This window comes from Hymenobacter guriensis (genome assembly GCF_015773195.1).
Classification (GTDB): domain Bacteria; phylum Bacteroidota; class Bacteroidia; order Cytophagales; family Hymenobacteraceae; genus Hymenobacter; species Hymenobacter guriensis.
Map to the genome: position 1 here is coordinate 155,495 of NZ_JADWYK010000006.1, position 20,633 is coordinate 176,127.

Sequence of the window (20,633 nt, forward strand, 5' to 3'; positions counted from 1 at the left end):
CCGGATTTCAGCCACCTATCAGCAGGCAATGCACGATACTAGCGCCCTGCGGGAGTTGCTCGCCCAACCCCGGCAGATTTTCATCACCACGCACCACAAGCCCGATGCCGACGCGCTGGGCTCGTCGCTGGGCCTGGCAGGCTACCTACGCAAGAAAGGCCACCACGTCACGGTGGTCACCCCGTCCGATTACCCCGATTTTCTGGCCTGGATGCCCGGCAACGACGAGGTAATCGTGTACGAGCCCACGCAAAACGACGCCCAGGTGCGGGACCTGCTCAGCCATTCGGAGGTTATTTTCTGCCTTGATTTCAGCGCCCTCAGTCGCATCAATGAGTTGGGCGAGTACATCCGGGCGGCCTCGGGTACGAAGGTGCTTATCGACCATCACCAGGAGCCGGAGCAGTTTGCCAGCCTCGATTTCTCCAACGCCAAAGCCGCCGCTACGGCCGAGCTGGTGTTTGAAGTTATCCGGGACATGGGCGACCAGGAGCTGATCGACAAAGGCATCGGGGAATGTCTGTACGCCGGCATTATGACGGACACGGGCTCTTTCCGCCACCCAAGCACCTCCCGCAACGTGCACCTGATCATTGCCGAGCTGCTGAATGCGGGCATCGACCTCTCGGCCGTGCACCGCCGCATCTACGACTCGCACTCCGAAATGCGCCTGCGCTTCCTGGGCTTCGTACTCAAGGACAAGCTCACGGTGCTGCGCGAGTTCAACACGGCCTACATTGCCATTACCCAGGATGAGCTGCGCCAGTATCAGTCGAAAACCGGCGACACCGAAGGCCTCGTGAACTTTGCGCTCAGCATTGAGGGTGTGGTGTTTGCCGCCATTCTCATCGACCGGGGCAACGCCGTGAAGATTTCCTTTCGCTCAGTAGGCGACTTCTCGGTCAGTGACTTTTCCCGGCGCCATTTCCAGGGCGGCGGGCACCACAATGCCGCCGGCGGCATCAGCTACGACCCGCTCCCGGCCACCGTGGAGCGCTTCCTGAGTTTGCTGCCCGACTATCAGACTCAACTCGTGACCAGCCCCTTGGCAGTTGCGCCGCCTGCGGCGTAACTTGCCCAAAATTTACGTTTACACCCTCTTCCTTTTTACATGCGTTTCAACAGCACTTTTCTGTACCTGGCTCTGGCTTCCGGTACCCTCAGCCTGGCTTCCTGTGAGAAGGGCAACAAGGGATTCGACAAAACCAAATCGGGTATTGAATACCAGCTTTTCGCCAATGAAGGCGGCAAGTATTCACGCAAAGAAATAGCCGCTACCGATACGGCCTACAAGAGCCGTATTGGCAAAGTCCTGGCCCTGAACGTGGAATACCGCACGGCCAAAGATTCCGTACTGTTCAGCTCGCGCAAGCAGCAAGGCACGCCCGTGATGGTACCCCTGCAGGAGCTGACCACCAAAGGCGGCCTGGAAGATGCTATTTCCCTGATGCAGCCCGGCGACAGCGGCGTGTTCCGCTTCAACCTCGACACGATCTTCGCCAAGTCGTTCCGCGTGCCGGTGCCGCCATTCATGAAGAAGGCCGGCAATGTGATGACGGTATATGCTAAAGCCACCAAGCTGATGACCCGCGACGAGGCCATGGTGGAGCAGCAGAAGATGATGGCCGTGCAGCAGCAGAAAATGATGGCCTACGCCGAGCAGCAAATGAAAAAAGACGATGTGGTGCTGCAGGACTACATCAAAAAAAACAACCTGAAGGCCGAAAAAGATGCCTCGGGCATTTACTACGTGATAGCGCAGCAGGGCACGGGCGCCAAGCCTAAGTCCGGCCAGACGGTTTTGGTACAGTACAAAGGAACCCTGCTAGACGGGAAAGAGTTTGACTCTTCGGCGAAGAGCAATGGTGGCAAGCCTATTGAGTTCCCCTTGGGCGTAGGTCAGGTGATTCCGGGTTGGGACAAGGGTATTGCCCTGCTCAACAAAGGCACCAAAGCCACGCTGCTCATCCCCTCTTCGCTGGCATACGGCCAGCGCGGTGCCGGCGCCGATATCCCCGCCGATGCCGTGCTCCGCTTCGATGTGGAGCTGGTTGACGTGAAATAACGCAACCTTTTCCGGTTGTGGCATACTCTTCCTCGCGCCGCCCCTGTGGCGGCGCGAACTTTTTACTTCCTTTTTCTATGACTCGCATTTCTTCCTTCCGTCGCCGCCTGCTCCTGCCTGCGCTCCTTTTGATGCTCGGAGCTGCCCCGGCCGTGCTTTTGCCCGGCTGCAAATCTGACTACGCCAAGGAAACTGAAAAACACACGGCCGAGCAGAAAATAAAAGATGATGAGGCTATTCGGGCATATCTGACGACGAATAACATCACCAACTTCACCAAAACTGAATCGGGCCTGTACTTGGTGCCTATCACTGAGGGAACCGGCGCGCAGGTGGTGAAAGGCACCTCGTACCAAGTCAAATACATTGGGCAATTGCTTAACGGCACCAAGTTTGATTCATCCATCGACAACGGCAGCCCCTGTGGCTGTTTTAACGTGCTGGTCGGTGCCAATAGTGTAATTGCTGGCTGGGAAGAAGCTTTGTTGCTGATGAAAGTAGGTGACCGGAAAACGCTGCTGATTCCTTCCTATATGGCCTATGGTGCCAGCGCCAGTGGCGTTATTCCCGCCGATTCCCCCCTGATGTTTGATATTGAGGTCGTAAGACAACGCTAGCCATGAAGCATCGGTCTATCCTGTGGAGTTTATTGCTGGGGGTGCTGCCGGTGGCCGCCTATGGCCAGACTGCGCCGGATACGCTGAGCTTGCCCACGGGCATCCGCTACGTGGTACACACCCTGGGAACCGGTGCGGCAGGCCGTAACGGCAATACTGTGCTGGTGCACTATACCGGCTTTCTACCCGATGGCAAAATGTTTGAGTCGTCGGCCATAGAAGGACGTCCGGTGAAGGCTCATTTAGGCGAGCATGACGTCATTCCCGGTTGGGAACAGGTGCTGCCGCTCCTGCCCGCCGGTACTCGCGCCTGGGTGCATATTCCGGCCGCCTTGGCCTATGGGGCCAAAGGCGTGCGCGACCCCGACGACAACAAGCGCTTCACCATTCCGCCCAATACCGATCTGCGCTTCGAGCTGAACATAGTGCGGGTAAAGTAGAGCTTAGAGTGTATGAAAAAGAAAGGCCCCGCAACAACCGTTGCGGGGCCTTTCTTTTTCATCTTTTTTCTTTTCCCTAACTACCTCTTGGCCTAAGCACGAGGCACGAAGCACCAAGCACTACCTAAAAAGCCAGCACTTCCGACAGTACGGCCAACGAGCGGATTTCGCCTAGCTTTTCGACGTGGAGCTGGTAGTAGCGGATAAGCACCTGCAGCAGTTCACGGCGGACGCGGCCGTTAGGAATAGCGGCCTGCGCCGGAGTGCGTAGCAGTTCATCAAAATACTGGTCGAACTCCTGAAAGCGCAATGCTACTGGGCCGGTATCGGCGGCCGTGTTGGGCGCAGCGCCGGCAAAAGCTACCTGGGACGTAATTTCCTGGCCCGATTCGGCGCCGAAACCTAAGTAATTGGCTAGCTGCAGCAGAAACTCCAGCGCAAAGTTCTCAAATCCTTCCGCCTGTCGGTCGAAGCGCAGAATGGAGTCGTGCAGAAAGCGGAAAAGCGGCTCGTTCTGCTCCTCCTCCTGCACCGTGCGGCCCACTACTTCTGAGAGAAACAGCACCACGCTGCTCTTGCGCACATCGTAGGGAATGGCCGCGAACGGCTCGGCACACCGAAACTCCGACAGCCGCGTAATGCCCCCCTGCCGCGACGTATAGGCTACGAGCTCCAGCAGCGTGAACGGCTGAAACAGGGCAATGCGGCCAGGGGGTTTGGCCTTGCGTACCCCGTTCACCACGTACGACTGCAGCCCCAGCTGCTCCGTGTACACGCGGGCAATAATGGACGTTTCGCGGTAGCGGATGTAGTTGAGGACGATACCGCGGGTTTTGATGAGCATAAGACAGGGAGTGAATGAGTAAATGAGCGAGTGAGGTGAACTGAGGGCTGCTGCTCACTCATTCACCGCCTCGCACATTCACTTATCGTTCAACTACGGCAATTTTGCTGATACAGCCGTTTTTGCCATCAGCATCGGAGCTGAGTACCAGATACACGCCCGACTGCACACGGCGGCCGTTATAATCCAGCAGGTTCCAGGTGAGGGTGCCGCCGCTGGCGCGCGTCTGGTACACCAGCAGGCCACTCACGTCCGTAATCTTGACGATGGCATTATTAGCCAGGCCCGAAATACCCACCTGCCCCGTAAAGCTGCGGCGCACAGGATTCGGAAATACTTTGGCGCAGGCCGGCGCGCCTTCCGTGATGGTGGCCGAGCCCCGGTACGCCACCAGCCCGGCCTCCGTAGCCACGAATACCTCGCCGGTTTTGTCGTTCACGGCCACATCCACGATTTTATTGGAGGGCAGCGGGCTGTTTTCGGTGGTGAAGTGCAGCAGGGCTTCGTCGGCATCTTCGTTGAACAGCCAGAGGCCGGCATCGGTGCCAAACCACTTGCGGTTGCCTCCATCTACAGCCAGGGTACGCACAGTTTCGGTAAACAAAGCGGGATAGTTGCTGCCCGCGCCGCGCCGCACGATGGGCAGCCGGAAGCCGGGGTCGTCGGCCGTGAACACCAGGCTGGGGTCGTCGTACACGGCCACACCTTTGGCCGTGGCTATCCAGATGGCGCCGCGCCGGTCTTTCACAATGTCGTAAGTGTCACTGCCTTTCTCGGGCAGCCCGCCGGAGCTTTCCGTGAACGCACGGTAGTTGCCGGTAGCGGGGTCTACGGCTACCAGGCCGGTGCCATCCTTGCGCGAGCGGGTAAGCCAGCCATTGCCGTACTCATCCAGCGCAATGCGGTCCAGGGCTTCGGCCCCGGGGAAATACGGCACCGTGCGCCACTGCCCGGAGGCCGGCTTGAAAATGTGCACACCCGATCTGTTCGGAAACTCCGGGTGCCGGTTAAGCACCCATACTTCGCCGTTGGCATTGACGGCCACATCCGTGATACGGGCATACCCGGGATTATCCTTCAGGGCACTGATAATAGGGTTGGGCTGGTTTTCGGTGGGGTTGAACAACCGAAACTTGCCCGGGCCTTTCCACTCCAGCAGGCCGTTGGCATAGCTGCCCGCATACAAGGTGCCATCGGCCGCGCGGGCACCCCGGGCCAGATCCTGCGGGTCAGGGTACTGCGTCAGATCAGGAATAGTCTGAGGCGTGATGTTTGTCCATTTCCCGTCCTTGAACTCAAAGAAGCCTTCGTGCTTGCCCGTTTGCAGGTAACGGTCGGAAAATCCCCCCGTGAAAACCGTCGTCCGGCCGCTGGCATCGGGTAGGATGTTGAAGGCGCTGGCCGTGGCGGGTGCGTTGGTCGCAAAGTTTTCGAACTGCTGCTTATCCGGCGAAGATACCACCAGGCCGTTGCGGTTATCGGCTACGTACAGGTGCCCGTCGCGCCCACGCAGGACAGCCCGCGGGTCGGCTACCAGCTCCGATGTGTAACTGATGCTGGAGCCATCGGCTCTCAGCACCGATACTTTTTCCTGGTCCGCTACAAGCAGACCCAGACGCGAAGGCGTCAGCTGCCGGTAGGCCTTGCCCGACAGCGCCCCGAGGGCTACCCACTCGCGGCCAGTAAAGCGCAGCAGATTGGTGTAGTCGAGGCCGGCGTATACGTGGCCATTCTGGGTGGCTATGGCGCGGTACGGGTCGCCGTCGCGCTGCACGCCGCCGGGGTCGGTATTCCAGTTGCGGTAGTCGAGCAGGTTATCGGTGAGGCGGCCCCGCAACACGCCGGCCGAAGAAGCCACGTACAGCGAGTCGCCAAGAATGGTGGAGGCGTACGTGCGCACAGCCGCGCCGCCCGGCCCGATGTTGGAATACGTTTCGCGCACTTCCAAGCGGTCCATATCCAGTACGACCAAGCCAAAGCTGCCCGCCAGGTAGCCGCGCCTGGCGTGAAAAGACACCTGATTGATGCTACTATTACCTGCCAGCTGCTTACGCAGAATATCGTTGAGGTTGCGGATGGAGCCGTCGGGCCGCAGTACGTCGAGGTTGGCATTGCGGTAGGCCACCAGCACCTGCTGGGTCAGCGAATCGTAGGCCACGGTGCGCACGCCCACGTCGTGCAGGCCGTCGCGGCGGGACAGCAGGCGGGTGGTGTGCAGCTCCTTCTCGAACACGAAGAAAGCGTCCTCAGCCGCTACGTATACCAGCGGGCCGGTATCGGCCAGGGCCAGGGCGCGGTTGGTGGGCAGGTGCAGCTGCCAGTCGCCGTAGCCTACGCTGCCCTGCGCCTTGCTGCTAGTGGCGTTCCAGGCGCATAGCCCGCTTATCAGAAATCCAACTGCTAACGCACGAGTAAAAAGCCGCATCGAAGAAAGCTAAAAGCAAGAAGTAGTGTCGCCTAACGCTGCGGCGGTCGGTTTAGTGCTGCGCCAGCACCGTAGTTGCGGCGGTTTCCCCATCAGTGTGCTTGCCTTGCTGGCCTTCCAGGAAGCACACCCGGCAGCGGGCCTCGTAGGAGTCGGTTTCGCCCAGCAGAATCTTGCTTTCGGAAGCGGCAATGCGGAAAGAATAGGAGGCAATTTCGCCGCAGCACACGCACACGGCGTGCACTTTCGTCACGTACTCGGCCACGGCCATCAGAGCCGGCATGGGCCCGAATGGCTGGCCCAGGTAGTCCATATCCAGCCCCGCCACGATGACGCGCTTGCCGTGGTTGGCCAGCTGGATGCAGACTTCCACCAGCGAAGAGTCGAAGAACTGGGCTTCGTCTACCCCCACCACGTCGCAGCTACTGGCCAGCAGTAGCATTTCCTCGGGCAGCTGTATGGGCGTGGAGCGGATGCTGTTGGCGTTGTGCGACACCACATTCTGGGCGTGGTAGCGCGTATCGAGGCCGGGCTTGAATATTTCGACGTGCTGCCGGGCAATTTTGGCGCGGTTCAGGCGGCGGATCAGCTCCTCGGTCTTCCCCGAAAACATGGAGCCGCACACCACTTCAATCCAGCCCCGGCGGGGCATGTCGCGGGCATTGCCCACACGGGGTTCTATAAACACAGCGTTGGTTGTTGAGCGTTGCCGGAGGCCGGTTTCCCGGCACTCCTCGGAACATCTAAGGTACGACTTCCGGCGGGTAGGCTCAAAGCTTCCGCCGGGCAGCAGTGGCTACCACTCAATAAATCAAGCAGTATGATTCTCTGAACGGCCTTGGCTACTCCAGGTACTGCTGGTGAGGCAGCATAGTGGCGCGGGGCACCCGGCCGCTGACGCTCCCGGTTTCCAGGCGAGTCTGGCACATGAGGCGCTCCTGGAGCAGCAGGCGGCCGGCAGCCTGGTAGCGCAACTCCGGCGCGGTGGGTGGCGTTAGGAACTCCGCCCCCGCCGTCAGGGCTATGCGGCAGGTGGTGCAGCGGCCCTTGGCGCCGCAGGCGTGCATCCAGTCGTAGCCGGCGGCCTGCACGGCGGCCAGCAGCGTAGCCCCTGCGGGCACTTCCAGCGTAGCGCCGGGCAGGTTCTGCACCGTCAGTGTGGGCATCTTTCTCTAACTTTCCCGCCGTGAACCCGGCTTGCCATGAAGGACAAATATAGTCAACCCAAACTCGAAGCGTACGGCCAGAAGCTGGCTGCCCACCTCTGCCAGCGGCACTTTGGCCCCCAACCCGACGCCACGCTGGATGGGCCGGCCGTGCTGCGCTTTACCCCGGTGCGGCAGGTGAACCTGTTTGTGGTGCAGCAGCTGCTAGCCAAGTGGACAGCCGAAATGGCCCAGCTCCGCAGCCCTTACTTCGACTTCGAGGACGCGGAAGTGCGCCAGGCGCTTACGCAACTGATGAACCTGCTTTCCCGCCGAATCCGGCTGACCCGGGAAGCATTTGAGCCCCTACTGGCTCGGGCCGTAACAGACACCCTGCGGGTAGCCGCCGAGCCGGCCGTGGGCTTTGATGAAAAGCTGCTGCCCGCGCAGCCGACCGTGTCCCGGGAGCAGCTGCAGGAAGGCCTGCGCTACTTCGACGTAGAGAAACCGCTGTTTCAGGGCTTCGTGGAGTCGTTGCCGGCAGGCACGACCCTGGACCGAGAGTTGCTCAGCAGCCGCTTCCGGCTGTATCAGCAAACCAATTACCAGACGCTACACCCCATGGAAACGGTGGTGAACGAGTTGAGCGCCCTGCTGCCTTTGTCGGAAATTGATTTGCGTGAGGATGAAGCTGCGGCTTCCGCTTCGGCTCCTGTTGCTGCTCCGGCACCCCTGCCAGTGCCCAGCCCTGCCCCGACGCCAACTCCCATGTCGGAACCAGTTGTTGCTAAGCCTGCTCCCACTCCGGCTCCTTCGGTGGTAGTGCCACCAGCCCCCATTCCCGCTCCGGTACCTGCCCCAGCACCCGCGGTTCCTCCGGCGGTGCCTTCTGCTACGGAAGTGCCGCTCTACGAAAAGCTGAAGGCCGAAAAAGCGGAGCGCGCCACTCCCGGCCTGGCAGAAACGCTGCGGGCGGAGCGCCCGACCACGGCCACTCTGGCCGACAAAGCGCCCAAGGTAGAATCCCTGCGCGAGGCTATTTCCATCAACCAGCGGTTCAGCTTTATCAATGAGCTGTTCAACGGCGAAAACATGGAATACCACGCCGCTATCCAGAAGCTTGATGCTCTGCCCGATGCCGCTTCGGCCCGGCGCTACGTGCAGGAAGATCTGGCCAAGCAATACAGCTGGGTGCGCAAGGATGAGCATATCAACAAGCTGCTGCGGCTGATTGACCGCAAGTTTGAGTAAGCCCACCAGTGCCATGGATATGTTGGCTGTAGGCTGGCCCCGCCTGCTGCGCCGGCACTGGCAGCGGCTGCTGTTGGTGTACGGGCTGGCCGTGGGCGTGCTGGCCGGCCCGGCCTACACCATGTACGTGCACTATGATTTCTCCCACTCCCTCGATACGCGCAGCTACCTGAGCGTGGCCCGGGGCGAGTTTCGGGATATCAGCATTACGCGCCGCTACCGGGTGTTGGTACCTGCCGTAGCGGCCGCTGTGGCCTGGCCTTTGGAGACAGTATACGCCCGGGTATGGCCGCAGCGTGCTGCTACGGAGTGGCCGTTGCGGCTGGCTTTCTACGTGGTGAATACCCTTGTACTGGCCGCCGCAGGGCTTTTGTGGTACCAGGGCAGCCGCTGCTACGGTGCTACCCGCGAAGCAGCCGCGCTGGCCATGCTGCTGGTGCTAAGCAGCCGCTGGGCCGTGTACATTGCCGGCCTGCCTATAGTCGACAGCCTATACATGCTGGTGTTTGCGCTGGGGTTCTACGCAACGGCCAGTCACTCGCGGGCAGCGCTGGTGGCGTGCATTCTGCTGGGGCCCCTGGCCAAGGAGTCGTTTGTGTTTCTGGTACCGTGGCTGCTGGTATTTGGGCAGCGCGCGGGGCGGTGGCCGGTGCAGCTGGCCTGGCTGGCGTTATCCGGGGCACTTACCCTGGCTTTGCGCTACTGGATTGACGCGCAGGCCGCTACTCCCACCAGTGCCAGCGTCCATAATGCCCTCAACCATTTCGAAAACGTGACCTATTCGCTGAGCCGGCTGTTATCGGTGAAAGGGGCGGGAGAAATGTTCAGTGCGTTTGGGTTTGCCACGCTGGCCCTGCTGCTGGTGCCTGCCCGCGTATGGGCGCGGCCGCTAGGCTGGGGCGGGGCAGCATTAGGGGCTGTAGTAGGCGTACACATGCTGCTTTCCAGCGAGCTGGCCCGCATGGCTTACTTGTTTGCCCCGGCATTTACGGTGGCCCTGGCTTTGGTCATCACGCAGCTGCAACGCACCGTTCAAAGCCGGCTGCTGCCATAAGCACAGCTGTCGGTATGTCTGGGGCTGAGGCTTCGAAGCGAAGGTCCGGCCCGCAAATAAAGCCCTACTAATCAACTGACTTAACCTCATTTATCCGGTTGTTGAAAGCCCGGCCGTGCTTTCGGAAAAGATATTTCATTCAATCGGCATTCAAGCTGAATATAATTCGGGCTAACGGATACTTTTTTCATTGTTTCTTACCTGTGCTACGCAACCAGTGATGGTAGCAGCTGAAAGGCTGTTGCCGGAATGAAGGTGCTTTCCGCTTGCGCGGTAAGCGTATAACGTACGTGTGGCATAACGGAAAAACGTGCTTTTTCGGTATTAAAGCCCGTTTTACTAGTTGCTTTCCAAGATACAATGCCGGTATATTTGGTACCCCTCCAAGTACCGGGCAGCCAGTTTTAGCTGGTTCTGCCAACTAACTCAGCTCCCAGCCGCTTTATTTAGGGTTGGTGGATTGTTGGTTTAGGTTCCTGGTGGTTCCGCGCTGCCCCTCTACCTTAATCCCACCATAATGAACACAACCTCTACCCCCTCGGGCCGCTGGCTCGGGCGCTGGGCCCGGCTGGCCCTGGCCGCTGGTGCCAGCTGGCTGCTTCAGCCCACCGCCGCGCAGGCCCAATGCAACCAGATTGTCTGGCAGGACGAATTCGACACCCCCGGCAACTTCGATAAGTGGCAGGTATACAACGGCGACGGCTGCAACGTAGGCAACTGTAACTTTGGCAACGCCGAGCTGCAAGTGTACCGCCCCGCCAATGCTACCGTTTCGGGTGGCATTCTGAACATTGCCACGCGCTACGAAAACTCCGTGGAAGGCGGGCGCACCTACAACTACACCTCCGCCAAGCTACAGTCGAAAGTGCCGGCTACGGGCGGGCTGCAAACGTTTAAGTACGGGCGCATTGAAGCCCGCATGAAGCTGCCTTCGGCCCAGGGCGCTTGGCCCGCGTTCTGGATGCTGGCCGACCCCGGCAACTGGCCTTACACGGGTGAAATCGACATCATGGAGGCCAAGCACAAGAACCCTAAGTCGGTAGGTGGCACCATTCACTACGACGCGGGCGGCTGGCACTTCACCGGGCGCGACTACCTTTCCACGGTGGATTTGTCGCTGGACTTCCACGTGTACGCCGTAGAATGGGGCCCCGATCAGATCAAGTGGTTTGTGGATGGCAACCTGTTTCACACGGCTACACCCAAAACCACAACCGGTAACTCCTGGCCCTTCAATGATGGCAACTTCTACATCATCCTGAATACGGCCGTGGGCGGCCCCGGCACGCCGTACACCGGCAACCAGGAGCCCACCCCCTCCGATTTCCCCGTGAACACGCAGGTCGACTACGTGCGGGTGTACAAAGGAACCTACAACTACGCCGTGTTCGGGGCCGACCAGGTACACCAGGGCGACCAGAACAAAACCTACCGCATGGACGCCATTACCGGCGGCACTTACACGTGGTCGGTGCCCAGCGGCGCCACCATCACCAGTGGGCAGGGTACCAACGCCATTCAGGTGAACTTCGCCAGCGGGGCCGTGAGCGGCAACGTGACGGCCTCCGTAGCCGTGAGTGGCTGCGCGGCGGCTACCTACACCAAGGCCATTACCGTGACGCCGGCCCTGCAACTGGACCGCGTGTACGAGGATTACGAAGCCAACCGCGTCATCACCTACGGCACCACCACCGGCACGCTCACGCAGGCCGTAACCAACCCTTCCACCGTCATCAACACTTCGGCGAAAGTGGGCAAGTACGTGCGCAACTCCAGCGAGCAGTACGATGTGATGTACGTACGCAACCTGGGCATCAGCAACGCCAACGACTTTATTGCCGGGCGCCGCAAGGTGTTCATTGATGTATACTCCACGGCCCCCGCAGGCAGCAAGGTGACTATGCAGTTTGAGAACAGCCAGGTAACCACGGCCATCAACTTCCCGCTGGGCCGGCACAGCGCCTACAAAGCCTTTACCACCCGTCAGAACGCCTGGGAAACGCTGGAGTTTGAGTTTGAAAAGTCGTTGGACGCGGGCACCAGCATCTATTCCATCGACAACGTAGCCTTCCTGTTCCAGCCGGCTACCAACTCCGGCGCGACCTACTACATCGATAACTTGCTGATTAAAAAGCAGCCCGAAGCGGCCGTGGTTTCGACGGAAGTGCTCCTCAACTACGACGGTACCAGCAAGCTGACCTTCAACGCGGCCGGCACCAACGGCGTGTACACGGCCCCCACGGCCAACCCCGGCGCGGCCGGTGTGAATACCTCCGCCAACGTGGCCAAATACGTGCGCAACTCCACCCAGCAGTACGACGTGCTGTTCTTGGATGCCGGTTCCCCCGGCTCCGTAATCCAGGATGCCGGTTTGTTTAAAAATCAAACCTACCAGCTGCAGGTAGACGTGTACACCTCGGCGCCCGTGGGTACACCCATCAACATTACCCTGCAAAACAAGACGGCTGCGGCCCCACTGAACTCGTTCCCGGCCGGCCGCAACAGTACCTACCTGGCCAATACCACCAAGCAAAACCAGTGGGAAACGCTGACCTTCGCCTTCAACACCGCGCCTGATGCGGGCACGGCCAACGTGGCTATCGACCAGCTGGCGGTGCTGTTCAACAGTGGCTTGTACACCGGTGAGACGTACTACATCGACAACATCCGTATTGCCAAGAAGGCCACGCCAACCTACTCGGCGGCTACTACCTTCGAGAACTATGACGCCATCCGGAACCTGGCCTTCCGCAACGCCAACGGCACGTATGTAGCCGCTGCCAACAACCCTTCAGCCACGGGCATCAATACCTCAGCGAAAGTGGGCCAGTACACCCGCAACACGGCCTCGCAGTACGACGCCCTCACCCTGATCAGCTCGCAGATCAAGGACGGCAGCGCTTATGTTTCGGGCCAGAAAGTGTTTGCCATGGACGTGTATACCTCAGCGCCGGTAGGCACGGTGGTGTCGTGGCAGCTGGAAAGCAGCACGGCCTCCACGCCCGGCAACTACCCCTCGGGCCGGCACAGCATCTACCAGGCCGTCGTCAAGCAAACCAACGCTTGGCACACGCTCACCTTCTCCTACGCCAACTCGCCCGACGCCGGCACTGCTGACGCGGATATCGACAACGTGGTGATTCTGTTCTCCCCGAATTCCACCAACGGCTCGGTGTTCTACATCGATAATCTGCGCAGCCTTTCGGCCGGCACTACGCCCACCAACGTTGCGCCCACGGTAAGTTTGACTTCGCCCGCTAACGGGGCCAGCTTCACGGCTCCGGCCTCCATCACCATCAGCGCCAATGCCGCCGACTCAGATGGGACCATCAGCAAAGTGGAGTTCTATAACGGCACCACGCTACTGAACACGGATACGGCTAGCCCTTACTCCTATACCTGGACCGGGGTAGGTGCAGGTACGTACTCTCTCACAGCTAAAGCCACGGATAACGCGGGGGCGGTAACAACTTCCTCGGCCGTCAGCGTGACAGTGCCAGCAGCGCCCACGGCGCAGCCCATTCCCGGTACGATTGAAGCCGAGAGCTACACAGCCCAGCAGGGCACGGACAAAGAAGCCACCACCGACACGGGCGGCGGGCAGAACGTAGACTGGTACGAAACCGGCGACTGGCTCGACTACTCCGTGAACGTGGCCGCGGCCGGCCAGTACACGGTCGGTTTCCGCGTGGCCTCGGCCAACGGCGGAGCCACCCTGCAGCTGCGCAACAGCGGTGGTACGGTGCTGGGCTCCATCAACGTGGGCAACACGGGCGGCTGGCAGAGCTGGCAGACGCAGACCACGACGGTCACGCTGCCAGCGGGGGTGCAAACCCTGCGCCTCTACGCCTCAGCCTCCACGGGCACAAACGTAAACTGGCTGAGCTTCGCGGCCGTGACCACCAACACCCCGCCGACCGTAAGCCTAACTTCGCCCAGCAATGGCGCGACCTTCACGGCCCCGGCTTCCATTACCATCAATGCCAATGCGGCCGATGCTAACGGTACGGTCAGCTCCGTAGCCTTCTACAACGGCACCACCCTGCTGGGCACCGACACCTCGGCTCCCTACTCCTACACCTGGACGGGCGTAGCCGCGGGCTCTTACTCCCTGACGGCCCGTGCCACCGACAATGCCGGGGCCGTGACGACTTCCTCGGCCGTGAGCGTGACAGTAGGCAATGCCCCAAGCGGGCAGACCATTCCCGGCACCATTGAGGCGGAAAGCTACTCGGCTATGCTCGGCATCCAGACCGAGACGACTACCGACACAAACGGGGGCCTGAACGTGGGTTACATCGAAACCGGGGACTGGATGGACTACGCCGTGAACGTGGCCTCGGCCGGTTCCTACACCGTGGGCTTCCGCGTGGCTAGCCAGCCGGGCGGGGCCACGCTGCAGCTGCGCAACAGCGCCGGTACCGTGCTAGGCTCGGTGAACGTAGGCGCTACCGGCGGCTGGCAGAGCTGGCAGACGCTCAATGCTACCGTGAGCCTGCCGGCCGGCGCGCAGACCCTGCGCGTCTACGCGGCAGCCGGAGGCGTGAACGTAAACTGGCTGAGCTTCGCGGCCGTGACCACCAACACCCCGCCGACCGTAAGCCTAACTTCGCCCAGCAATGGCGCGACCTTCACGGCCCCGGCTTCCATTACCATCAATGCCAATGCGGCCGATGCTAACGGTACGGTCAGCTCCGTAGCCTTCTACAACGGCACCACCCTGCTGGGCACCGACACCTCGGCTCCCTACTCCTACACCTGGACGGGCGTAGCCGCGGGCTCTTACTCCCTGACGGCCCGTGCCACCGACAATGCCGGGGCGGTAACGACTTCTTCGGCCGTGAGCGTGAGCGTGAGCAATGCATCCACGGGCGGCTACTGCGCCGTGACCTCAGACTTCAGCTACGGGGCCGTGAGCAGCGGGGGCAACCTGACCATCACCTTCCACCCGCTGGGGGCCACGGCCGGCGGCAACCTGGCCTTGCTCTACCTGCGCCAGGGCACGAGCGGGGCCTACCCAGGTTACACGATGACCAAGAACGCGGCCGGGGACTTCACCTACACGCTGCCTATGGCCACGGGCACGGTGGTTAACCTCTACTTCACTTACCAGGTGGGCGCCGGCGGCCCCGAGCGCAACAACTCGGCCACGCCTTTCTCCTACACCGTGGGCACTAGCTGCAACCTGCAGGCCCGTACCGGCACGGCCCTGGCCAGCCAGAACGCCAGCAGCGCCATAGCGGCTAAGCTCTACCCCAACCCGGCTACCAGCCGCCTGCGGGTAGAAACCCTGGTGGCCGCCGAAACGCTGACCGTGACCGATGGCCTGGGCCGGGTGGTGCTGCAGCAGAAGGTAGCCGCGCGCCAGCTGGTTTCTGAGCTGAACGTCAATGGTCTCCGCCAGGGCGTGTACTTCCTCTCCATCCGGGGGAGCCAGGGCACCGAGGTCCAGAAGTTCGTCAAGGAATAGCCAGGACGAGCAATCCTAAACAAAAAGGGCCGCAGACAATGTCTGCGGCCCTTTTTGTATGTTCTCCCGAAAATGCAGTGGCCCCAACGGGTGCTGTTTTTCAGAAAAAGTCCGGCTGGCTGATTCTAAAGTCCCGCTCCCGGATTCCAAAAGTCCAGTCTATGGTTTCAAGCGTTCCGGTTGATGTTCGAAGCGTTCCGGGTCATGTTCGAAGCGTTCCGGCTACAGCATCGATTGTTCCGGGCCATGTTCCAGGCGTTCCGGCCTATGTTTCAATCGTTCCGGGTCATGTTTCAAGCGTTCCGGGTCATGCTCCAGGCATTTCAGGTCATGTTTCAACGGTTCCGGGTCATGTTTCAACGATTCCGGGTACGGACGCGGGTTTTCCCTGGCTGCTTGATTACCTCTTGGGCTGGCAGGACTTGGTAGCAACTTGCCTGACGCTACTGCTAGTACCGCTCCAGGTCCTGCTTGCGGTAAGCGTCAATGGCCAGCAGAATGAACAACAGCGTGGTAAACGACCAGAGCGAGGAGCCCCCGTAGCTGAAGAACGGCAGCGGGATGCCCACCACCGGGGCCAGCCCTATCGTCATGCCGATGTTGATGCTGAAGTGAAAGAAGATGATGCTGGCTACACAGTAGCCGTAGGTGCGCCCAAACACGGATTTCTGCCGCTCGGCCACGTACACAATGCGCCCCAGCAGCGCCACAAACAGCACAATCACCGTCATCGTGCCCAGCCAGCCCCACTCCTCCCCCACGGTGCAGAAAATGAAGTCGGTGCTTTGCTCGGGCACGAAGTCGAACTTGGTTTGGGTGCCCTGCAGGAAGCCCTTGCCCGCGAAACCGCCCGAGCCGATGGCAATTTTGGACTGCGTCACGTTCCAGCCCACCCCCAGCGGGTCGGCCGAGGGGTTGATGAGCACCTCGATGCGCTTGCGCTGGTAGTCGTGCAGTACGCTGTTAAAGAAGTAATCCACCCCGAACACCATCCCGATAACCACGGCCCACACGCTAAGCGCCACCGGCAGATGGTGGCGCAGCACCCGGGTATTGAAGGCGAAAACCAGCAGCAGAATGAGGGTAAAAACCGCTACCAGCCACAGCTTGGGCACCAGCAGCGCCAGAATAAGAATAATGGCCGCAGCAGCCAGCACCAGCAGAATCAGGGGCGACATGCCCTCCCGGAAGTAAGCCAGCAGAAATGCCCCGAACACCAGCGCCTGCCCAGTTTCATTGGCCCACACAATCAGCAGAGGCGGCAGCAGCGTGAGGCCGGCCAGCACCAGCTGGTCGCGCCAGTTCTGGTTGCGCAGGTTGATGCCCGCCATATAGCGCGACACGGCCAGGGCCGTGATAAACTTGGCAAACTCGGCCGGCTGCAGGCGTACCGGCCCCAACTCCAGCCAAGAAAGGGACCCCGCAATAGGGCGGGCAATGAACCTCGTCAAAATCAGCAGCACAATCATCACCCCGTAGAGCACAAAGGCAAATGTGTCGTAGGCCTTATAGTCAATCACCAGCAGCACTACGATGAGCACCACCGTAGTCCCAATCCACACCAACTGCTTGCCGTAGTTGAACTCGAAGTTGAGCAACGACGTCGCGGGGGCCTCGGGCGAGTAGCTGGCCGCGTACACGTTCAGCCAGCCCAGCAGCACCATCAGCGCATACAGCCCCACCGTTACCCAATCGATACTGCGGCTATAACGGGCGGGAGAAGACATGTTTAAGAAAGTTTCTGGTTGCTGGTTTTTAGTTGCTGGTTGCCTGGTTGATAACTAGAAACTAGCAACCAGAAACCAGCACCTCTTTTTAGTGTCGGCGGGACAGGAAACGGTCGGCGGGGCCGGGCAGCCAGGACTCCCAGCGCTTCCGCCAGGGGGCCACGTTGCCTCGCAGGTATTTTTCCATGAGCAGAGAGGCCAGCGGCGCAGCGGAAAGCCCCCCGAAACCGGCGTTTTCAATGAACACAGCTACCACAATTTTAGGATCCTGAGCCGGCGCAAAGCCTGCGAAGGTGGCGTGGTCCTCGCCGTGGTAGTTCTGCACGGTCCCGGTTTTGCCGGCTACGGAAATGCCCACGTCGGCCAGCGAAGCCAGGTTGGCCGTGCCCCCGCGCCCGTCTATCACTTCCTGCATGCCCGGCACCAGGGCCTCAAAGTGGCGCGGCTCGATGGGCAGGCGGTGCTGCACCCGGAACTGGGGCAAGGGCCCCTGCTTGCCCACACTGCGCACGAAATGCGGGGTGTAGTACCAGCCCCGGTTGGCAATAATGGCCAGGATATTGGCCATTTGCAGGCCCGTAATACCGATTTCGCCCTGCCCGATGCTGAGTGAATATACCGTGCGGAAGTTCCAGTGGTTTTTGCCGTACTGCTTGTTGTAGAAGTTAGGCGAAGGAATCAGCCCCATCCGCTCCCCCGGCAAATCCACGCCCAGATGCTGGGCCAGCCCGAAGTTGACTACCTGCTGGCGCCAGTCGGCTAGGCCCAAGGCCGCGTCCTCGGTTTTGCGGGTAGATCGGCCACGCATTACCATGGCGCGCATCACCTGGTAGAAATAGGGGTTGCAGCTTTGCTTGATGGCAATATTGACGTTGTTGGGCGGCTCGTGGCGGTGGGTGCAGCGCACCAGCTTCCAGTTGCACTGGAAGCCCGTGGTAGGCGTCACTACCCCGGCCTGCAGGGCAATGGCCTCGTTCACCAGCTTAAACACCGAGCCGGGCGGGTACGTGGCCATCAGGGGCCGGTCGAACAAAGGCCGCTCGGGGTTGCGCAGCAGCTCCATGTAGCGGTTGCCCAGTCCTTTGCCGGTAAGCTTGTTGGGATTGTAAGTGGGCGCCGATACAAACGCCAGGATTTCGCCGGTTTTGGGGTCGAGGGCTACCACGGAGCCGCGCTTACCGGCCATCAGCTTCTCCGCCAGGCGCTGCAGCTCCCGGTCGATGCTCAAGTGCAGATCCTGCCCGGCCCTCGACAGCGTGTCGAACTCCCCGCCCCGGAAGGCGCCCTTCTCAATGCCGCGCACGTTTACCATGCGGTACTGCACCCCGCGCTGGCCCATCAGCTGCTGCTCATAGAACGACTCCAGCCCTGAAATCCCAAGGTTGTCGCCCGCCAGATACTTGGCGTACTTGGGCTTTTCGAGGTGAGCCGGCGTTACGGGCCCCACGTAGCCCAGCGCGTGGGCCATCACCGTATCCTGGTACGAGCGGGCCATGCGCGCCTTGATGCTGAAGCCGGGAAAGTCCATCAGGTTGTCCTGAATGGCCGCCAGCTCGGGCGTGCTCAGGTTGGGCACCAGCGGCGAGGCCTTCACCCTGGAATACGTTTTGGCGGCCAGCAGCCCGGCGCGCAAGTCCTCCACCGGCAGCTGGAGCAGCTGGCAGAACCGAGCCGTATCGAGGGTTTTCACCTCGCGCGGCACCACCATCAGGTCGTACACGGGCGTGTTCTGCACCAGCAGCTTGCCGGCGCGGTCGTAGATGAGGCCCCGGTAAGGCGTCTGCACAATGCGCTGGAGCGTGTTGCGGTCGGCGGCCAGCTTGTAGCTGCCGTCGAGCACCTGGATATAGAACAACCGCGTCGCAAACACTACTGCCACGGCCAGAAAAATGGCCATCACCACAAACTTGCGGCCTTCTAAGTATTGCAAAGCAGAAAAACCTGAGAAATACGATGTTCCGATACAGTTATCGGAAGTGCAAAGATAACCGGTTAGCCGTTGGGGAAGTTGCAAAAAACCGGGAAGGTGGCCGCGCGCTACCGGCTGCGGCGGCCGGCCGGGAAAAACACCAGCTGCACAATCAGCAGCACCAGGCCCGTAAACAGCACGCTCACGAAAATCTTACCCAGCGTGAGACCAACCGCCCGAAACCCGCCCAGCTCCACGAAGAAAAATGCCGCGTGGTGAATGGCCAACAAGAGCACTACGTACACCCCAAACCACTGCCAGCCCATGCGGTGAATGTTCACGGAGTCGGAGGCGTCGTATCCGTCGCGGGGCGTGAGCAGGCGCAGCACCCAGGGCCGTAGGTAGGCCACCAGCACCGTAGCCACCGCGTGCACCCCACCCGAGTCGAAGAACACGTCCATGCTGATGCCCATGGCAAAGCCCAGCAGCAGCTGCACCACAATAGGCGTGGCAATAGGCAGAAACAGCAGAAAGCCCAGGTACAGAAAGCACCAGCCCAGCCCGAACAGGCCGGTAGGCGTCACGTGGCTTACCACGAACACCTGCAGAAAGGCGTAGAGCGCAAACCGCAGAATCTGAATGAGCAGGGTACCAGCCAGACCACGCATCAGGGTTGCCCTCCTTCCGGTTTGATGCCCGCCCGCACGTTCAATGTGTCGCGCTGGGCCTGGGCCCGGTTGGCTACCACGTACACGTAGGTAAGATTGGAAAAATCGGGCGCCAGGCGCACCTGCACCGTCCAGAAGTTCTTATCGGGCTCCTTCACGAAGCTCTCCACCCGCCCGATGAGCACCCCCTCCGGAAACACCGCGTTGTAGCCCGACGTCACCACCGTGTCGCCGCGCACGAGGCGGTTCTGACGCGGAATGTAGTCGAGCAGTACGCGGGTGGGGTCGTCGCCGAGCCACTTGATGCTGCCGAACGTGCCGTCGCGCAGGATCTTGGCCGAAATAGCCGTTTTGGAGTGCAGCACCGACGATACCGTGGCGTAGTTCTCGCTCACCACCTTCACCCGGCCCACTACGCCCGCCGCCGCCACCACGCCCATGCCCGGCTTTACGCCCTGGCGGCTGCCCACGTTCAGGGTCAGGTAGTTATCTACCCGCCGCAGTGTATTGCTGATGACGCGGGCCGGCACCAGTGGGTAAGCGGGGTCCTGAGCCGGCAGGCTGCGCAAACCCAACAAAAGCGAATCGGGGCGGCCCAAGCGCTGGATGCGGGCCTGCGTGAGGCTATCCTGCCGCACAGGCAGCACAGCCGCCACGCGCCGGGACGTATCCGGCGGGTACAGCTGCTGGCGCAAGGTGGCGTTTTCCTGCATCAGCGCCTTATTTACTTCCACCAGCCGAAAGTAGTCGTACACGCGGGTGCGCAGCGCCAGAAACTGCCCGGTGTAGGCATTGGCCGAGTTGAAGAAAGCCGCCCGCTGATAGTCGCTGTTGCGCAGCAGCAAAAACACGCTCAACACCTCCAGCAGGCCAAATGCCAGCATACCCCGGTACCGGAACAGGAAGGCGAAGAGGTTATTCATGGAAGAGAGATATGAGAACGTGAGAAGTGAGAAGTGAGACTTCGTTCAAACAACCGGAATGGGGTGCCAGAACAACAGTCTCACTTCTCACTTCT

The 20,633-nt window shown here is 60.8% G+C and carries 15 protein-coding genes; 7 read left to right on the forward strand and 8 right to left on the reverse strand.

The features are described 5' to 3' along the window. The first annotated feature begins 28 nt into the window (after positions 1–28). From I5L79_RS11800 to I5L79_RS11815, 4 genes are all read left to right on the forward strand, one after another. Positions 29–1,072, forward strand: a complete 1,044-nt coding sequence (locus I5L79_RS11800) for a DHH family phosphoesterase (protein ID WP_196955259.1) — start codon at positions 29–31, stop codon at positions 1,070–1,072. Positions 1,073–1,111: 39 nt separating this feature from the next. Continuing rightward, positions 1,112–2,065 (forward strand): FKBP-type peptidyl-prolyl cis-trans isomerase, encoded by a 954-nt coding sequence (locus I5L79_RS11805; protein WP_196955260.1) that lies wholly within the window; start codon positions 1,112–1,114, stop codon positions 2,063–2,065. Positions 2,066–2,142: 77 nt separating this feature from the next. Further along, entirely contained in the window at positions 2,143–2,682 is a 540-nt protein-coding gene (locus I5L79_RS11810) for an FKBP-type peptidyl-prolyl cis-trans isomerase (RefSeq protein ID WP_196955261.1), read from the forward strand. 2 nt (positions 2,683–2,684) lie between these two features. Next, entirely contained in the window at positions 2,685–3,122 is a 438-nt protein-coding gene (locus I5L79_RS11815) for an FKBP-type peptidyl-prolyl cis-trans isomerase (RefSeq protein WP_196955262.1), read from the forward strand. 124 nt (positions 3,123–3,246) lie between these two features. On the opposite strand, the gene recO is transcribed toward I5L79_RS11815, so the two are convergent. From recO to I5L79_RS11835, 4 genes are all read right to left on the reverse strand, one after another. Next, complete coding sequence (gene recO / locus I5L79_RS11820; protein ID WP_196955263.1) at positions 3,247–3,966, reverse strand: DNA repair protein RecO; 720 nt, start codon at positions 3,964–3,966, stop codon at positions 3,247–3,249. Between the two features lie 82 nt (positions 3,967–4,048). Beyond that, entirely contained in the window at positions 4,049–6,391 is a 2,343-nt protein-coding gene (porZ, locus tag I5L79_RS11825; protein ID WP_196955264.1) for a type IX secretion system anionic LPS delivery protein PorZ, read from the reverse strand. Positions 6,392–6,443: 52 nt separating this feature from the next. Beyond that, positions 6,444–7,079 (reverse strand): thymidine kinase, encoded by a 636-nt coding sequence (locus tag I5L79_RS11830; protein ID WP_317191379.1) that lies wholly within the window; start codon positions 7,077–7,079, stop codon positions 6,444–6,446. A 154-nt stretch (positions 7,080–7,233) separates the two neighbouring features. Then, complete coding sequence (locus tag I5L79_RS11835; RefSeq protein WP_196955265.1) at positions 7,234–7,557, reverse strand: 2Fe-2S iron-sulfur cluster-binding protein; 324 nt, start codon at positions 7,555–7,557, stop codon at positions 7,234–7,236. 36 nt (positions 7,558–7,593) lie between these two features. Here I5L79_RS11835 and I5L79_RS11840 point away from each other — a divergent pair, with 36 nt between their 5' ends. The 3 genes from I5L79_RS11840 to I5L79_RS11850 all read left to right on the forward strand — a co-directional run bounded on the left by I5L79_RS11840 (position 7,594) and on the right by I5L79_RS11850 (position 15,311). Next, positions 7,594–8,787, forward strand: coding sequence for a hypothetical protein (locus I5L79_RS11840; protein WP_196955266.1), 1,194 nt, complete (start codon positions 7,594–7,596; stop codon positions 8,785–8,787). A 13-nt stretch (positions 8,788–8,800) separates the two neighbouring features. After that, positions 8,801–9,841 (forward strand): hypothetical protein, encoded by a 1,041-nt coding sequence (locus I5L79_RS11845; RefSeq protein ID WP_196955267.1) that lies wholly within the window; start codon positions 8,801–8,803, stop codon positions 9,839–9,841. Between the two features lie 517 nt (positions 9,842–10,358). After that, positions 10,359–15,311, forward strand: coding sequence for an Ig-like domain-containing protein (locus I5L79_RS11850; RefSeq protein WP_196955268.1), 4,953 nt, complete (start codon positions 10,359–10,361; stop codon positions 15,309–15,311). Between the two features lie 449 nt (positions 15,312–15,760). Here I5L79_RS11850 and rodA read toward each other — a convergent pair whose 3' ends face one another. The 4 genes from rodA to mreC form a co-directional block, all read right to left on the reverse strand. Beyond that, the gene (gene rodA / locus I5L79_RS11855) at positions 15,761–17,038 is read right to left on the reverse strand and encodes a rod shape-determining protein RodA (RefSeq protein ID WP_196955269.1); all 1,278 of its coding nucleotides are present in this window, start codon (positions 17,036–17,038) and stop codon (positions 15,761–15,763) included. A gap of 88 nt (positions 17,039–17,126) precedes the next feature. Then, on the reverse strand, positions 17,127–18,968 hold the full coding sequence (gene mrdA / locus I5L79_RS11860; protein ID WP_262894881.1) for a penicillin-binding protein 2: 1,842 nt from the start codon (positions 18,966–18,968) through the stop codon (positions 17,127–17,129). 107 nt (positions 18,969–19,075) lie between these two features. Then, positions 19,076–19,615 (reverse strand): hypothetical protein, encoded by a 540-nt coding sequence (locus I5L79_RS11865; protein WP_231403058.1) that lies wholly within the window; start codon positions 19,613–19,615, stop codon positions 19,076–19,078. After that, positions 19,615–20,538 (reverse strand): rod shape-determining protein MreC, encoded by a 924-nt coding sequence (gene mreC, locus I5L79_RS11870; protein ID WP_196955270.1) that lies wholly within the window; start codon positions 20,536–20,538, stop codon positions 19,615–19,617. Before mreC ends, I5L79_RS11865 begins: the two co-directional genes overlap by 1 nt. Between the last annotated feature and the right edge of the window lie 95 nt (positions 20,539–20,633).

Coding starts and splice junctions, on each gene's coding strand:
- I5L79_RS11800 (WP_196955259.1), top strand. CDS start 29: ATGCACGATACTAGCGCCCTGCGGGAGTTGCTCGCCCAACCCCGGCAG.
- I5L79_RS11805 (WP_196955260.1), top strand. CDS start 1,112: ATGCGTTTCAACAGCACTTTTCTGTACCTGGCTCTGGCTTCCGGTACC.
- I5L79_RS11810 (WP_196955261.1), top strand. CDS start 2,143: ATGACTCGCATTTCTTCCTTCCGTCGCCGCCTGCTCCTGCCTGCGCTC.
- I5L79_RS11815 (WP_196955262.1), top strand. CDS start 2,685: ATGAAGCATCGGTCTATCCTGTGGAGTTTATTGCTGGGGGTGCTGCCG.
- recO (WP_196955263.1), bottom strand. CDS start 3,966: ATGCTCATCAAAACCCGCGGTATCGTCCTCAACTACATCCGCTACCGC.
- porZ (WP_196955264.1), bottom strand. CDS start 6,391: ATGCGGCTTTTTACTCGTGCGTTAGCAGTTGGATTTCTGATAAGCGGG.
- I5L79_RS11835 (WP_196955265.1), bottom strand. CDS start 7,557: ATGCCCACACTGACGGTGCAGAACCTGCCCGGCGCTACGCTGGAAGTG.
- I5L79_RS11840 (WP_196955266.1), top strand. CDS start 7,594: ATGAAGGACAAATATAGTCAACCCAAACTCGAAGCGTACGGCCAGAAG.
- I5L79_RS11845 (WP_196955267.1), top strand. CDS start 8,801: ATGGATATGTTGGCTGTAGGCTGGCCCCGCCTGCTGCGCCGGCACTGG.
- I5L79_RS11850 (WP_196955268.1), top strand. CDS start 10,359: ATGAACACAACCTCTACCCCCTCGGGCCGCTGGCTCGGGCGCTGGGCC.
- rodA (WP_196955269.1), bottom strand. CDS start 17,038: ATGTCTTCTCCCGCCCGTTATAGCCGCAGTATCGATTGGGTAACGGTG.
- I5L79_RS11865 (WP_231403058.1), bottom strand. CDS start 19,615: ATGCGTGGTCTGGCTGGTACCCTGCTCATTCAGATTCTGCGGTTTGCG.
- mreC (WP_196955270.1), bottom strand. CDS start 20,538: ATGAATAACCTCTTCGCCTTCCTGTTCCGGTACCGGGGTATGCTGGCA.